The organism is Amycolatopsis sp. NPDC058986 (genome assembly GCF_042741125.1).
In the GTDB taxonomy this organism is placed as follows: Bacteria; Actinomycetota; Actinomycetes; order Mycobacteriales; family Pseudonocardiaceae; genus Amycolatopsis.
Map to the genome: position 1 here is coordinate 85,209 of NZ_JBHYJW010000008.1, position 12,898 is coordinate 98,106.

Annotated in this window: 15 protein-coding genes; 4 read left to right on the forward strand and 11 right to left on the reverse strand. The window is 70.0% G+C overall.

Annotation, left to right across the window (positions count from 1 at the left end):
• Positions 1-78: 78 nt before the first annotated feature.
• Together ACFW0G_RS10195 and ACFW0G_RS10200 are read left to right on the forward strand one after the other, a co-directional pair.
• Positions 79-687 (forward strand): DUF6801 domain-containing protein, encoded by a 609-nt coding sequence (locus ACFW0G_RS10195; protein WP_378324609.1) that lies wholly within the window; start codon positions 79-81, stop codon positions 685-687.
• A gap of 79 nt (positions 688-766) precedes the next feature.
• Positions 767-913 (forward strand): hypothetical protein, encoded by a 147-nt coding sequence (locus tag ACFW0G_RS10200; RefSeq protein ID WP_378324610.1) that lies wholly within the window; start codon positions 767-769, stop codon positions 911-913.
• A 62-nt stretch (positions 914-975) separates the two neighbouring features.
• Here ACFW0G_RS10200 and ACFW0G_RS10205 read toward each other — a convergent pair whose 3' ends face one another.
• From ACFW0G_RS10205 to ACFW0G_RS10235, 7 genes are read right to left on the reverse strand one after another with little or no spacing between them, the layout of a single operon-like run.
• Positions 976-1,149: a hypothetical protein gene (locus ACFW0G_RS10205; RefSeq protein ID WP_378324611.1), complete on the reverse strand. Its 174-nt coding sequence runs from the start codon at positions 1,147-1,149 to the stop codon at positions 976-978.
• Positions 1,150-1,196: 47 nt separating this feature from the next.
• Positions 1,197-2,732, reverse strand: coding sequence for a long-chain fatty acid--CoA ligase (locus tag ACFW0G_RS10210; RefSeq protein ID WP_378324612.1), 1,536 nt, complete (start codon positions 2,730-2,732; stop codon positions 1,197-1,199).
• On the reverse strand, positions 2,732-4,024 hold the full coding sequence (locus ACFW0G_RS10215) for an MFS transporter (protein ID WP_378324614.1): 1,293 nt from the start codon (positions 4,022-4,024) through the stop codon (positions 2,732-2,734). The genes ACFW0G_RS10210 and ACFW0G_RS10215 overlap by 1 nt, the downstream gene beginning before the upstream one ends.
• A 39-nt stretch (positions 4,025-4,063) precedes the next feature.
• The gene (locus ACFW0G_RS10220) at positions 4,064-5,428 is read right to left on the reverse strand and encodes an alpha/beta hydrolase family protein (protein ID WP_378324615.1); all 1,365 of its coding nucleotides are present in this window, start codon (positions 5,426-5,428) and stop codon (positions 4,064-4,066) included.
• 20 nt (positions 5,429-5,448) lie between these two features.
• Positions 5,449-5,907 carry a MaoC family dehydratase gene (locus ACFW0G_RS10225; protein ID WP_378324617.1) on the reverse strand — a complete coding sequence of 153 codons (459 nt, stop codon included), beginning with the start codon at positions 5,905-5,907 and terminating at the stop codon, positions 5,449-5,451.
• Positions 5,904-6,896 (reverse strand): amidohydrolase family protein, encoded by a 993-nt coding sequence (locus tag ACFW0G_RS10230; RefSeq protein ID WP_378324619.1) that lies wholly within the window; start codon positions 6,894-6,896, stop codon positions 5,904-5,906. The genes ACFW0G_RS10225 and ACFW0G_RS10230 overlap by 4 nt, the downstream gene beginning before the upstream one ends.
• Position 6,897: 1 nt before the next feature.
• On the reverse strand, positions 6,898-7,809 hold the full coding sequence (locus tag ACFW0G_RS10235; protein WP_378324620.1) for an SDR family oxidoreductase: 912 nt from the start codon (positions 7,807-7,809) through the stop codon (positions 6,898-6,900).
• 102 nt (positions 7,810-7,911) lie between these two features.
• Here ACFW0G_RS10235 and ACFW0G_RS10240 point away from each other — a divergent pair, with 102 nt between their 5' ends.
• A complete protein-coding gene (locus ACFW0G_RS10240) occupies positions 7,912-8,766 on the forward strand; it encodes a PaaX family transcriptional regulator C-terminal domain-containing protein (RefSeq protein ID WP_378324621.1) in 855 nt (284 codons plus the stop codon).
• 232 nt (positions 8,767-8,998) lie between these two features.
• Positions 8,999-10,231, forward strand: a complete 1,233-nt coding sequence (locus ACFW0G_RS10245) for a hypothetical protein (RefSeq protein ID WP_378324622.1) — start codon at positions 8,999-9,001, stop codon at positions 10,229-10,231.
• A gap of 344 nt (positions 10,232-10,575) precedes the next feature.
• Here the strand turns inward: ACFW0G_RS10245 and ACFW0G_RS10250 are convergent, their stop codons facing one another.
• From ACFW0G_RS10250 to ACFW0G_RS10265, 4 genes are read right to left on the reverse strand one after another with little or no spacing between them, the layout of a single operon-like run.
• Positions 10,576-11,841 (reverse strand): hypothetical protein, encoded by a 1,266-nt coding sequence (locus ACFW0G_RS10250; RefSeq protein WP_378324623.1) that lies wholly within the window; start codon positions 11,839-11,841, stop codon positions 10,576-10,578.
• A gap of 7 nt (positions 11,842-11,848) precedes the next feature.
• Positions 11,849-12,196, reverse strand: a complete 348-nt coding sequence (locus tag ACFW0G_RS10255; protein WP_378324624.1) for a hypothetical protein — start codon at positions 12,194-12,196, stop codon at positions 11,849-11,851.
• 2 nt (positions 12,197-12,198) lie between these two features.
• Positions 12,199-12,507, reverse strand: a complete 309-nt coding sequence (locus tag ACFW0G_RS10260; RefSeq protein ID WP_378324625.1) for a hypothetical protein — start codon at positions 12,505-12,507, stop codon at positions 12,199-12,201.
• A 30-nt stretch (positions 12,508-12,537) separates the two neighbouring features.
• Positions 12,538-12,873, reverse strand: a complete 336-nt coding sequence (locus tag ACFW0G_RS10265) for a hypothetical protein (RefSeq protein WP_378324626.1) — start codon at positions 12,871-12,873, stop codon at positions 12,538-12,540.
• Positions 12,874-12,898: the final 25 nt, after the last annotated feature.

A 12,898-nucleotide genomic window follows, 5' to 3' on the forward strand; every position in this document is an offset into this window, starting at 1 on the left:
CCCCTCGGCGGGCAACCGGAAACCCGGATTGCAGCCCACGTTTCTCTTTCCTTCCCCGCACCGAAGAAAGGTCCGGAAATGTCATCCATGTTGAAAGCCGCCAAGCGTCCCGCGGCCAGAGCGGGCGTCCTCGCCACCGTCACGGCGGTCACCGTGGGGCTGCTCGGCGCCGGTACGGCGAGCGCCGCGGACAAGGAACTGACGTTCACCGGCGAGTTCCCGATCATCGGCACGCAGTCGGTGAAGACCGTCGTGCACGCGGACATCCCCGCGAGTGTCCAGCCCGGCGACACGGTCGACGTGCCGTTCAGCCTGGACGTGGACGCCGGTGCCTCGGCGGGTGACGGCCTGCGGCTGATCGGTGCCACGAAACTGTCCGGCACCATCACGTCCTCGGTGACGCTGACCGCGAACGGCGGCCAGACCGTCCCGCTCAGCGTCGAGGTACCGATCCCGGAAACTCCGGTGCCGGCGCAGGGTCCGCTCACTTTCAAGGCGGACGGCACCGTGAAGTTCACCATTCCGCAGGAAACCCCCACGGGTGAGGCGAAGACCACCGTGGACCCGAAGGCCGGCACCCACATCAAGACCGACGTGCAGGATCCGTCGCTGGCCGAGTTCGACGTCAACCTCCAGCTCGACCCGCCGGACCAGGACACCCTGCTCGGCACCACCCAGGTCGGCTGAGCGACCGGTGTTCCGGCGCGGTGGGGTGCTCCCCGCGCCCCACCGCATCCGGAGCGTCGCGGACGTGAAAAGGAAAGCGATGACCAGATCCTTCCGGCGGGCCGTACTGGTGGCCGCCAACGGGCAGCCCGGCACCTACCGGACCTACCCGGCCGACCACGGCGGCACACCGGTCGCCGCGCTGCCGGACACCACCACCTTCGTCCGCACCCTGTTCGCGAGGTGACCCGGCCACAGCGGCCGAACACCCCGGCCATGTCCTCAATGGACAGTGCGGCGCCGGGCCGGTCAAACGCCGGATGTCGCCGACCGGGTTTGCGGCACACCGGCGATCCCGGTACGCGGAATCACGGGGCGTTGGACGGAGAGGCGTCCGACGGGACGGAACCCCGGCAGCAGGTCCTCGATCAAGGCCCACTGATCATCTGAGAGCCACTGAAACCGCGACACGACCAGCAGCATCCCAATAGTCAACCGGGATGTTTGTCAGACACGCCCTAGCCGCGGGATCACCCGTGCGGCGACGAGTTCGACCGTTGTGTGGTCGCCCGCAGCCGGTCCTTCCGGACCTTGCCCGAACCGGTCCGCGGCAGGGCGTCGCGGACTTCCAGATGTACCGGGATCTTGTACTTGGCCAGCCGGGAACGCAGGAACTCGCGGAGTTCGTCCCGGGTCAGCCGGGTGCCCGGCCGGCACACCACGTACGCCTTGCCAGCCTCGCCCCATTTCTCGTCGGGGACACCGACCACGGCCACCTCGGCGACCGCGGGGTGCTCGAAGATCGCGTTCTCGACCTCGGCGGGGTAGACGTTCTCGCCACCGGAGATGAACATGTCCTTGACCCGGTCGACGACGTAGAGGTGGCCTTCGTCGTCGATCACGCCCATGTCGCCGGAGCGGAACCACTCGTCGTCGGTGCGAGACGCGGCCGTGGCTTCCGGGTTCCGCCAGTAGCCGGGGCTGACGTTCGGGCCGCGGACGAGAACCTCGCCCGGTTCGCCGGGCGCGACGTCGGTGAGGTCTGGACGCACGACGCGCACGCTGGTGAAAAACGCCGGGACACCGGCGGAACCCGTCTTCCGGAGGCTTTCGGCCGCTTCCAGGAAAGTCGCGCCGGGCGCGGTCTCGGTCATCCCGTAGCCCTGGCAGAACACCAGCCCGCGTTCCTGGTAGGTGCGGATGAGCGCCTCGGGAACCGCGGCACCGCCGGACATCACCATGCGTACCGAGGACAGGTCGGTGCCGGGCCACCGCGGTGATCCGGCAAGGTCGGCGAACATGGTCGTGACCCCGAACATCCAGGTGACGCGGTGCTTCTCGATCAGGTCGTAGCACGTGTCGACGTCCCATCCCGGCGCGATCACCGAACAGCCGCCCTTGATGAACGTCGGGAGCAGCGTCTGGTTCAGCGCGGCGACGTGGAACAGCGGCGCGCTGATCAGGGCGCGGTCGTCGGCGGTCAGGTCGACGCCGACGAGCACGTTGCAGGTGTTCCAGACGATGTTCCCGTGCGTCAGCAGGGCGCCTTTCGGCCGCCCGGTGGTGCCCGAGGTGTAGAGGATGAGCGCGACGTCGTCGAGCCGCACGGGCACGTCGATCGGGGTGTCCTCGCCGCCCGCGAGCCAGGATTCGTACTCGGCCTCGCCGACTGCGGGTCCGGCGAGCGCGACGACCTGGGCCGGGTGCTCGTCGATTCCTCGCACCGTGGCAGCACATTCCGGCCCGTAGACCAGCACGGCCGGACCGGAGTCGTCGAGCTGGTAGGCGATTTCCGGCGCGGTGAGCCGGAAGTTCAGCGGGACGAAGACGCCGCCGAGCCGGTGGGTGGCGAACATCGTCTCGACGAGCGCGAGGTGGTTCGGGCCCAGATACGCGACCCTGGTCCCCGGCTCGACACCTGCCGCCCGCAACCGGGAGGCGAGCCGGGCGGTGCGGCCGGCGAACTCCGCGTAGGTGAACGCGCCGCCGCCGAACACGAACGCGGTGCGGCCGGGGGTCATGAGTGCCCGCCGGACGGGCCAGCCGCCCAGGCCTTCGTTGCGCATCAGTGCGTTCCCTCTTTCTCCGGCGTGGTTTCCACGGCACTCAGATCCTGACGGCTGGTTTCCCGCAACGACAGCACGCACCCCGCGGCCAGGACGCAGAACGCGGTGATCGTGGCGGATATCGCGCCGGTGTTCCGTAGCTGCGCGAACAACAGCGGCGCCAGTCCCCCGCCGAGGCTGGCGAGCTGATAGCCGAGCGAGACGCCGGTGTACCGGGACCGGGTGCTGAACAGCTCGGTGTACAGGGCGGCCAGCGGGCCGAACATCATCGGGTGCACCACGCCCTGCCCGAGCACCAGCGCGAGGACGAGCAACGCGCTGCTACCGCTGTCCACCAACGGGAACAGCACGAAACTGAAGACCGCCATCGCGCACGCCCCGGCCAGCACGACCGGCCGTCTGCCGATCCGGTCGGACAGCGCCGACCACGCGATGATGCCGACGACGGCGAACGCCGAGGAGATCGTGATGCTGTTGAGCACGGTCTGCCGGGTGAAGCCGACCTGAACGCCGTAGGCGAGCACGTAGGTGGTCAGCGTGGCCTGGGCGACGAAGGCCGCGAGCCCGGTGCCGATGCCGAGCAGGAGCGGACGCGGATGTCTGCGCAGCACCTCGAGCAGGGGTGGGCCGCGCAGGTCGTGTTTCGCCGCCCGGAACACCGGAGGTTCCTCGACCTTCAGCCGGACGAACAGTCCGGTGACCAGCAGTGCGATGCTGAGCAGGAACGGAACGCGCCAGCCCCAGGCAAGGAAGGCCGACTCGCCGACCGCGGCGGCGGTTCCGGTCAGCGCCGCCGTGGACAGCAGCATGCCGCAGGGCGCGCCGGCGTTGGTGAAGCCGGCCCACAGGCCCCGCCGGGAGGTGGCGTGCTCCGCGGACATCAGCACGGCGCCGCCCCACTCGCCGCCGACGGCCACCCCCTGCAGCACCCGGAGCAGCACCAGACCGACCGGTGCCCACGCGCCGACCTGCCGGTACGTCGGCAGCAGCCCGATCAGGAAACTGGCAGCCCCCATCAGCACCATCGTCAGCACCAGCATGCGCTTACGCCCCACCCGGTCACCGAAGTGCCCGAAGATCAGGCCGCCGAGCGGCCGGGCCAGGTAACCGGTGGTGAACGTTCCGAGGCTGGCGATGGTCGCCACCCACGAGTCGAGGCCGGTGAAGAAGACCTTGCCGAACACCAGGGCGGAAGCCGTTGCGTAGAGCAGGAAATCGTAGTACTCGATCACGCTGCCGAGGAAGCTCGACGCGACAGCGCGGCGAAGTTGCGTGGATCTGCGATCGGACATGGCCGGAACCCTCTTCGTCGCGGGTGGGACCAAAGTGGACTAACGCTGGGCATTGGCGAGGTCGAAGGGACGCGGGTAGGGAGCGGGCCGGTAGCGGACGTAGGCGTGTGCGGCGCCGGGCTGAGCCGCCGTGGCCCTGGCATTCATCGCGGCGGGACCGGTGTCACCCCATTTTCCGGTACCGACCCGGTCCTCCACCGTGTGCAGCGCGGCCAGCTGCTCCCCGGCGGTGAACGTGCAGTGCCCCGCGCGGTCCACATAGGACTGACGCAGCAGCCGGGACGACCCAGCCTCGGCGACGGCGTCGTGGTAGGCACTCTCCGCCTGCACCGGCACCAGGCCGTCACCGGTGGTGTGGATGTCCAGCTGCGGCTTGACCAGCTTTCCGGTGAAGGCCACGTTGCGCTTCATATAGGCGACAGCGTGTGGGTCGGCGCTGATCCGCGGGCTGTTCGCCAGTGTGTCGAGATCGCCGCGCAGCGAAAGACCCGCAGCCTTGTAGAGGGCCTCGACCTCGGTCGAGTAGGGCGAACGGGACAGCATCCGGCTGTAGTCGACGCCGGTGTTCCAGGACATGTTTCCCCCGGCCCGGGTTTCGGCCTCCTGGCGCCAGTTCATCGCCGCCGTGAAGAACCGGGTGAAAGCTTGGTATTGGTTTTGTTGCTGCGCAGGCCAGTCGTGCTCGGCAGGCCGGGGCTGGCCGGGGTCGTTGTAGCCGGGGATGTTGTGCAGCGCGGCGGCCAGCGCGAGCCGTGCCCTGCCCTGCGAGGTGTTCTGGGCGGTGTTCACCACACCGGTCATCGTGGCGGCGGCCTTGGTGGCGGTCGCCTGGTCGCCGAGTCCGGTCAACGGCACCGAAGTGTCAGGCGCCAGCAGGGTTTTCACCGCGTACGCGGCGTCGAGGGTGCTGTTCCAGTTGGCGACGCCGCCGTGCACCAGCCCGCACATCGCGAGCGAACCGTCGATCCGCTCCGGATGACGTTCGGCGATGGCCGTGGTGACCAGGCCGCCGTAGGATGTGCCCCAGGCGATCGTCCGCCGGGCCGCACCGAAGCGCGCGGTGAACACGTCCAAAGTGGACAGCTGGTCGGGCACGGCCTGTTCGACGGCCCATCCGGTGCTCGCGTAGGACGAGCCGATGAGCGCGTAACCCTGTTCGAGCGCCACGCCGGCGACCGCGGTGCTCGGGGCGTCCTCGGCGACGTTGGGCGCCCCCGCCGGGCGGTAGCCGTGGCTGTAGAGCAGCACGGTGCCGTTCCAGTTCCGCGGCACGTCCATCATCCAGGCCGCGCCGTCGGCGAGCTTTCCCTCATAGTGGCCGTGATCCGCGGCCGTCGCCGGTGCGGCGGCGGACAGCACGAGCGTCGCCGCCGCGGCGCAGGTGAGGAGGATACGGGAAGTCATCTGCGTTCTCCTCGTCCGGTTCAGGCGTAGTGGCGGTAGACCGCGCGGGCGACACAGGCGGGTTTCGCGGCGCCGTCGATCTCGACGGTGAAGTCGAGCGACATCTGCACGCCGTCACCGGGGACCGGCTCGACCGAGGCGACCTTGCCCGCCAGCCGGATCTTGTCGCCGACGCGCACCGGGTTCGGGAACCGCACCTTCTCCAGGCCGTAGTTGACGCTCATGCGCACACCGGCGATGTCGAGCAGTTCGCCGAACAGCGGGATCAGCAGCGACAGGGTCAGGTACCCGTGCGCAATGGTGCCGCCGAACGGCCCGGCCTTGGCCCGCACGGGATCGACGTGGATCCACTGGTGGTCGTCGGTGGCGTCGGCGAAGGTGTCGACACGGTCCTGGGTGATCGCCATCCAGTCCGTGTGCCCGAGATCGCGCCCGGGAAGTGCGGAAAGTTCCTCGATGCCTTGGACGGTGATGGTCATGGGCGTTCTCCCTCTTTCGTCAGGCCGAGAAGCCGGGCCGCGTTCGTCTTGAGGATCTTGGGACGGACTTCGGGCTTGATGTCCAGTTCGGCGAAGTCTGCGAGCCACCGGTCCGGAGTGAGCACCGGATAGTCCGAACCGAACAGCACCTTGTCCTGTAGCAGCGAATTGGCGTAACGCACCAGCTGCGGCGGGAAGTACTTCGGCGACCATCCGGACAGGTCGATGTGGACGTACGGCTTGTGGGTGGCGACCGCCAATGCCTCGTCCTGCCAGGGGAAGGACGGGTGCGCCAGGATGATCCGCAGTTCGGGGAAGTCGACGGCGACGTCGTCGACGAGCATCGGATTCGAGTACTTCAGCCGGATCCCGCCGCCACCCGGTACCCCGGCGCCGATCCCGGTCTGTCCACTGTGGAACAGCGCGGGAACACCCAGCTCCTCGATCACCTCGTACAGCGGATAGGCCACCGGGTCGTTGGGCGCGAATCCCTGGATGCTCGGGTGGAACTTGAAGCCGCGCACACCGTGTTCGGTCACCAGCCGACGTGCTTCGCGCGCACCGGCCTTGCCCTTCCACGGATCGACGCTGGCGAACGGGATGAGTACGTCGGGGTGTTCGGCACAGCTGCGCGCGACCTCCTCGTTGGCGATGCGCGGATGTCCGGTGGCGTGTTCGGCGTCCACAGTGAACACGACGGCGGCCATCCGGCGTTCGCGGTAGTAGGCGGCCATTTCCGGGATCGTCGGCTGCCGGTGCTCCCCTGCCCTGCTGTGCCGATCATTACTAATCCGACCACAGTCACGGCCGAATGACTTCGTAGCAACGGTTACGTGCTGCGTGGGGGTCGGCCTACTTTTGGCCGGATTAGTAAAGTACTTCGCCGACGCCTCGATCAGCTCGGGGCTCAGCGATCCGTGGCCGTCCTCGGAGATCTCGGCGTGGGTGTGCACGTCGATCGCGACCAGGTCCCCGACGTCGATCGTCATCTCAGGCCCCCGCCGCCGTAGGCGCCGGGATGCCGTAGGTTTCCGGCTCGGCGCCGACCCCGGTCTGCCAGGACTCGGCGATCGCGTCCGCGCTCCAGCCACCGTCGGCGTAGGCCGTGGCCTTCTCCTGGGGATGCGCCCACAACGCCAGTTTGTCCCCGCCGATCCCGATGGCCTGCCCGGTCACCCCGGCGGACGCATCCGAGGCGAGGAAGACGATCAAGGACGCGACGTCCTCGACCGTGCCCAGGCCTTCGCCCTTGCGCAGCCAGTCCGGGAAGGGCTGCCCCGTCCGCTCGGAATCGGCGATGACCGGCGCGAACGCGGGGATGGTCTTGGTCATCTCGGTGGCGGCCACCGGCACGACGGCGTTCACCGCGATCCCGGCCTTGGCCAGTTCCAGCGCCCAGGTGCGGGCCATCGCCACGATCCCCGCCTTCGCGGCGGCGTAGTTGGTCTGGCCGAAGTTCCCGCGCTGTCCGGCGGGTGAGGAGATCAGGATCAGGCGGCCGCCCGTGCCCTGTTCGCGCATGCGCACCGCGGCCGCGCGGGCGCAGGTGAACGTGCCGCGCAGGTGGACGTCGACGACGGCGTCGAACTCCTCGTCGCTCATCTTCCACAGCACCCTGTCCCGCAGGATGCCCGCGTTGGTCACCAGCACGTCGAGCCGCCCGAACCGCTCGACCGCGGCCGACACCAGCCGATCGGCGACCTCGGCGCGGCCGACCGGCGCGGCCACCGGCACCGCCTCACCACCGGCGGCGGTGATCGCGTCGGCCACCCGCCCGGCCGCGTCGGCGTCCACGTCGTTGACCACCACGGCCGCACCCGCGGCCGCGAGTGCCTCGGCGTAGGCCCGGCCGAGCCCACGGCCCGCGCCGGTGACGATGGCGACTTTCCCCGCCAGATCCATGCGATGTCCTTTCTCCGCTTGCCTCGCCAGCTCAAAGTAGGGCGAAATAGTGACGGCCGTCAAGATGATGCCCAACGTTCGATGGCCGATTAGGCTGAGGCCGTGACAGCCAGCCACGTCGACGACTCCACACCGGGCCACCTGGCCCGCCCCCAGTCCGTGATGCTCAACTTCCTCGGGCTCTACGTGCTCGGGCGGGGCACGGCCGTCTACTCCGGCAGCGTCATCGATGTGCTCGGCCGCGTCGGCGTGTCCGAAGACGCCGTCCGCTCGACACTCACCCGGATGACCACCCGCGGACTGCTGACCCGGCACCGCGAAGGCCGTCGTGCCTACTTCGGGCTGACCGCCCGCGCCACCGAAGTGCTCCTCGACGGGGAACGGCGGATCCACGACACCGGCGCGGTCAACCGGCACTGGGACGGCAACTGGACCCTGGTCGGCTTCTCGCTGCCCGACACCCGGCGAAACGAGCGGCACGATCTGCGTTCCCAGCTGCTCTGGGCCGGCTTCGGCATGCTGCAGAACGGATTGTGGATCGCGCCGGGGATCAAGGACGTCGCCGCGATCGTCGACGACCTCGGACTCGCGGGCAACGTCACCGTGTTCACCGCCCAGCACGCCAAGCCGACCGAGTCCGCCGAACTGGTCGCGAAGGCGTTCGACACCGAAGCCATCGCCGCGCGCTACCGTGCATTCCTGGACCAATGGGACATCCGGCGGCCGTTCCCCTCGGCCACCGACGACCTGGCGCGGCAACTGCTCCTGCACACCGGCTGGCTCGACCTGGTGCGCCAGGACCCGCACCTGCCCGCGGAACACCTGGCCGCCGACTGGCCCGCCATCCGCGCCGAACGGCTCTTCCACCGGCTGAACGAACGCTACCGCGCGAGCGCGGCCCGCATCGCGGACGAAGTCCTCGACGTCATCACCGCGCCCGAGGCCAAGGACTCGTAAGCGTTCCCGACGCCAGAACCGGGCGGAACGTTCACGAGCATCGGTAGAACTACCTAGACGCCTGCCTAATTCACCACACCTCGACGGCGAAACCGAACCGCACAAAAGCCGAATAACGCGGACGATTTCCCATTACGCCCTTTTTCCAGCACGTTTCCCGCCGGATCCGGTAATCTCGGCGCCGCATCCGCGGCTTTCACCCCGCATCGAAACGTGTGATCGGAGAATTCCCGTGAACGGCATTAATCATCGTCGGCTGTGGTCTTTCGGGGCCGCGGCGATCGTCGCGGCGGCCACGCTGACCGGCGGATGCGCCGCCGCGTCCGGCAGCACGACCACCGCGGTCACGGGAATTTCCGCGACCGCGCCGGGGTGCCAGACCACCGCACCACCGCAGCGAACGCTCGACGGCGTCCGCGCGGCGAGCCTGACCGTCCCCGCCAACCCGTTCGGGCTGGCCTACGCGCCGTCCGGCCACACGGCGTTCGTCGCCCTCGGCACCCAGCTCGGCGTGCTCGACACGGGCGCCTTCCCGCCCCGGCTGACGCGGACGACCCCACTCCCGTCCGCCGGTCTCGGCAAGGAAGGCGCCACCGGGCTCACGCTGACGCACGACGGCCGCACCCTGCTCGTCGCCACGGGCAGCGGCGCGATCGTGCTGGACGCGGCCAAGGCCGCGGCCGGTCAGCCGGACGCGGCGCTGGGCACGCTCACCGGCACGGCCGGGACCAGCGCGATCGAGGTGACCGTCTCCCCCGACGACCGGTACGCCTTCGTCAGCCAGGAGTACGGGAACACCCAAACCGGCGGTCGAGGCGCCATCGAGGTCTTCGATCTGCGCAAGGCGCTCGACACCGGGTTCGGCCCCGGCGCGGTCGTCGGCGCGGTCGCACTGGGCAAGGCCGTGGTCGGCACCGCGCTTTCCTCCGACGGGCGTCGGCTGTACGCGACCAGCCAGGTCGCGCCCGACGGCGGGCAGGGACAGCTCAGCGTGCTCGATCTCGCCACCCTGGAAACGAATCCCGGCAATTCCGTGCTGCGGAACGTGCCCGCGGGCTGCAACCCGGTGCGTGTCGCCGCCGCGCCCGACGGGAAGACGGTGTGGGTCACCGCGCGGCAGAGCAACGCCCTGCTCGCCTTCGACGCCGCGGCGCTGGTCACCGCCCCCGGCCAGGCGCTGCTGACCTCGGTCCAGGTCGGCACCGCCCCGGTTGGGCTCGCCTTCGCCCGGGACGGCGGCCGGATCGTCACCGCCGACTCCAACCGCTTCGCCGCGCCCGGCGCGAGCACCGGGCTGACCGTCGTGGACACCCGCGCCGCGCTCGGCGGCAAACCCGCCCTCGGGCGCGTCCCCACCGGCGCGTTCCCCCGCGAGTTCGCCCTCAGCCCGGACGGGAGCACCCTCCTGGTCACCGACTTCGGGTCCCGCCAGATCCAGGCGGTGGACACCGCGACCCTGCCCTGACGCCCCACCCGGGTAACCGGGCCGGTGTCGTGGCGGAGCTCTGCGACGTCCGGGGCGGCGGTTAAGGTGTTCCCCCGATCATGGCGGGCAAGGCCGCGACGATGGGTCAATGTCGCGCGTGACAGTGAAAGCGGAGCCCTTGGACGCTTCTTGAGCCACGGATTGATCAACATCCGGGGGCTCCACCGCGTTTCCGGCCCAGCCGATGCCCGCTCGGCAATACCGCTACACCACGACCACCACCGGCCCAGTCGATCTCACCTGGCCAACAACTGCAGAATGGAGAGGCCTAATATGGCATTCACGGAGCGGCGTGGCGCGAATATATCCTTTGTGGACTGCGGTTATCGCTCGTTGTCGAGCAGGCCGGTCGGGAGCCGGGTGTTGTCGGCCCAGACGTCGTCGTCGGCACCGGCCCGATGACGCTCGTCGTCGGGGTCGCCCCTTTTCTCCTTGTCCGCACGGCGGTTCGCGACCGGATGACCGCCCCACACGGACCGTGGTTCCTTCGCCGGCGTGCCGCTTCGCGGCGCGCGCCGGGCGCCGCGCGCGGCCCCGCCACCGTGCGGGACGAAAGGCGGGTGTTGCTGCTGGCCTCCCATCGCGGCCGCGAAACCCCGAGCCGCGGCGGCCTTGGCGGCCATGGCCTGCGCCGCGGCCTGCTGCAGCTGTGCCGCGGCGGGGTTCGCCGGGTCGAGGCTCGGCGGGACGCCGCCACCGAACAGTGGCGCCCGGGAGGCCCCGCCCGCCAACGGAACTCCGCCCGTGAGCGGTGCCCCGCCGGAGAGTCCTTCCAGCCGGGAGGCGTACCGGTCGACGTCCCCGAACGGCTTACCGGTCACCGGGTCGACATAGCGGGCGTCCTGGGGGCTGTACTCCTGGCCGCTCACCGGGTCGATCAAGTAGCCGGTGCGCGGATCCCGGACCCAGCCGTCGAAGTCCCCCGGCGGCGAGCCGTGTGCCGGGGGCGATGCCGGCGGAGGTGCGGAGGCGGACGTCGACGTGCTGGTTCGGGAGGAACCGCCGCCCGCTCCTCCGCCGTCGGTGGCTCCGCCCGCATCTCCTCCGCCCCCGGTGTCCGGAGCAGGCGTCGTCGCCGGTTGGAACGCGTTGTAGGCCTTGGCGACGCGGTCCACCTGGATCTGCAGTGCCGCGGCTCCTTCCTGCTCGGCCATGGCCTGTGCCCGCAGCGGGGCGTTGGTTCCCAGTCCGGCGGCGCCGTTCGGGTGTACCCCGGTGTCGCCTCCGCCCGCCTCCCGTGACGCGTTCGCCTGCGCGGTCCGCGCAGCGTCGACCTTGGCCTTCTGCACCTGCGCTTCCATCAGTGCCTGCGCGCCGACCTCCCCCGCGGCGGCCAGCTGGGACGACACGCTCTGCGCGCGGGCGGCGAGGGCGTCGACCCGGCGGCCGATCGGGGTGAGCCGGTCGACCGCGGCCTGGTACGGCGCTGTCGGGGTCCGGCCGATCTCGCTCGCGGTGTGGCCCGCCTTGGCGGCCTGGGCGTGGCAGGCCACGGCGAACCCGCGCCACGCCGCGGCCGCCGCCATCAGCTCCCCCGGCGCCGCGCTGGTGATCTGGGCGTATAGCGCGTCGAAGTCGTTGCCAGACATAGCTTTTCTACCTCCCCGGTCCGCTCTCCACGTCCAGCCGGTGCGCCTTCGCGGCACGCGCCTGCTGTTCGGTGGACAACGCGCCGCGCTGGGCGATCTTCCCTGCGGCGATGGCGTTGCTGGCCAGTTCCTCGATGTTCACCCCGATCGCCTGGAGCTCACGCACGGTTTCGGCGATCGCGCCCCGCAGCCGTGCGGCTGCCGCGGCGCCCCCGGCGACAGTGCCGAACACCGATTCCGGGACGAGCGCGGCCTGCAGTTGCTCGACCAGTTGCGCGGCGTTGTTGTTCGCGCGCAGCCGACCGGCGTAGGAGTCCCAGTCCGCCGGGTCGAGGACGACGTCGTCGGCAGCCATGGCTAGTGCTTACGGATCGTGTTCTGCATGCTGACATTGGTCTCCTCGGCGATGTCCCCGACGCGGCCGACAGCGTGCTGCTGGGCCTGCAACTGCTGGTTGTAGACCTGGGTCTTGCGGTGGTACTCGGCGCTGCGTTCCTCGAGCGACGAGCCGGTCGCCGCGTCGAGCGCCTGGGAGACCACGCCGGAGAGGCGGGTCTTGACGGTGTTCCAGATGTTGTCCCACTCGGCCTGGTGTGCCCGGGTACTGGTGGCGATCTGGTGGATGTCCTCGACGCGGAACTCGATCCTGCTGCCGTGGTCGGTCATGTCAGTTCCCTTTCGCTGAAGATGTGGTGGTCAGGCCATGCCCGCGGCGACGTCCGAACCGGTGCCGCCGACGGTGCCCTGCGACGCGGCGGCCGAGGCGTCGTCCGAACCGCGAGCGGCCACCTGGCGCAGCTTGCCGAGGTCGACGTGCAACTGGTTGAGCGTTTCGGCCAGCGCCCGCCCGCCGCCGCCGAGGTCGTGGAACGTGGTCGAGGTGATCTGGCCGGCGGGCGCCTTCATCGCGGCTTCGCTGAGGCCCGCCTGCGCGAGGATCCTCTTGGTCACGCCCTCCATCTGGCTCACCGCGTCGGCGACCACGCGCTCGGCCGCCTGCACCTGGGCCATATCGATCATGGGACCGGTCATGGTCGGTTCTCCCTTCCGGTTCGCC

Excerpts from the sequence above, each read along its gene's own strand:
- ACFW0G_RS10195 (WP_378324609.1), top strand. The coding sequence starts at position 79 with ATGTCATCCATGTTGAAAGCCGCCAAGCGTCCCGCGGCCAGAGCGGGC.
- ACFW0G_RS10200 (WP_378324610.1), top strand. The coding sequence starts at position 767 with ATGACCAGATCCTTCCGGCGGGCCGTACTGGTGGCCGCCAACGGGCAG.
- ACFW0G_RS10205 (WP_378324611.1), bottom strand. The coding sequence starts at position 1,149 with ATGCTGCTGGTCGTGTCGCGGTTTCAGTGGCTCTCAGATGATCAGTGG.
- ACFW0G_RS10210 (WP_378324612.1), bottom strand. The coding sequence starts at position 2,732 with ATGCGCAACGAAGGCCTGGGCGGCTGGCCCGTCCGGCGGGCACTCATG.
- ACFW0G_RS10215 (WP_378324614.1), bottom strand. The coding sequence starts at position 4,024 with ATGTCCGATCGCAGATCCACGCAACTTCGCCGCGCTGTCGCGTCGAGC.
- ACFW0G_RS10220 (WP_378324615.1), bottom strand. The coding sequence starts at position 5,428 with ATGACTTCCCGTATCCTCCTCACCTGCGCCGCGGCGGCGACGCTCGTG.
- ACFW0G_RS10225 (WP_378324617.1), bottom strand. The coding sequence starts at position 5,907 with ATGACCATCACCGTCCAAGGCATCGAGGAACTTTCCGCACTTCCCGGG.
- ACFW0G_RS10230 (WP_378324619.1), bottom strand. The coding sequence starts at position 6,896 with ATGACGATCGACGTCGGGGACCTGGTCGCGATCGACGTGCACACCCAC.
- ACFW0G_RS10235 (WP_378324620.1), bottom strand. The coding sequence starts at position 7,809 with ATGGATCTGGCGGGGAAAGTCGCCATCGTCACCGGCGCGGGCCGTGGG.
- ACFW0G_RS10250 (WP_378324623.1), bottom strand. The coding sequence starts at position 11,841 with ATGTCTGGCAACGACTTCGACGCGCTATACGCCCAGATCACCAGCGCG.
- ACFW0G_RS10255 (WP_378324624.1), bottom strand. The coding sequence starts at position 12,196 with ATGGCTGCCGACGACGTCGTCCTCGACCCGGCGGACTGGGACTCCTAC.
- ACFW0G_RS10260 (WP_378324625.1), bottom strand. The coding sequence starts at position 12,507 with ATGACCGACCACGGCAGCAGGATCGAGTTCCGCGTCGAGGACATCCAC.
- ACFW0G_RS10265 (WP_378324626.1), bottom strand. The coding sequence starts at position 12,873 with ATGACCGGTCCCATGATCGATATGGCCCAGGTGCAGGCGGCCGAGCGC.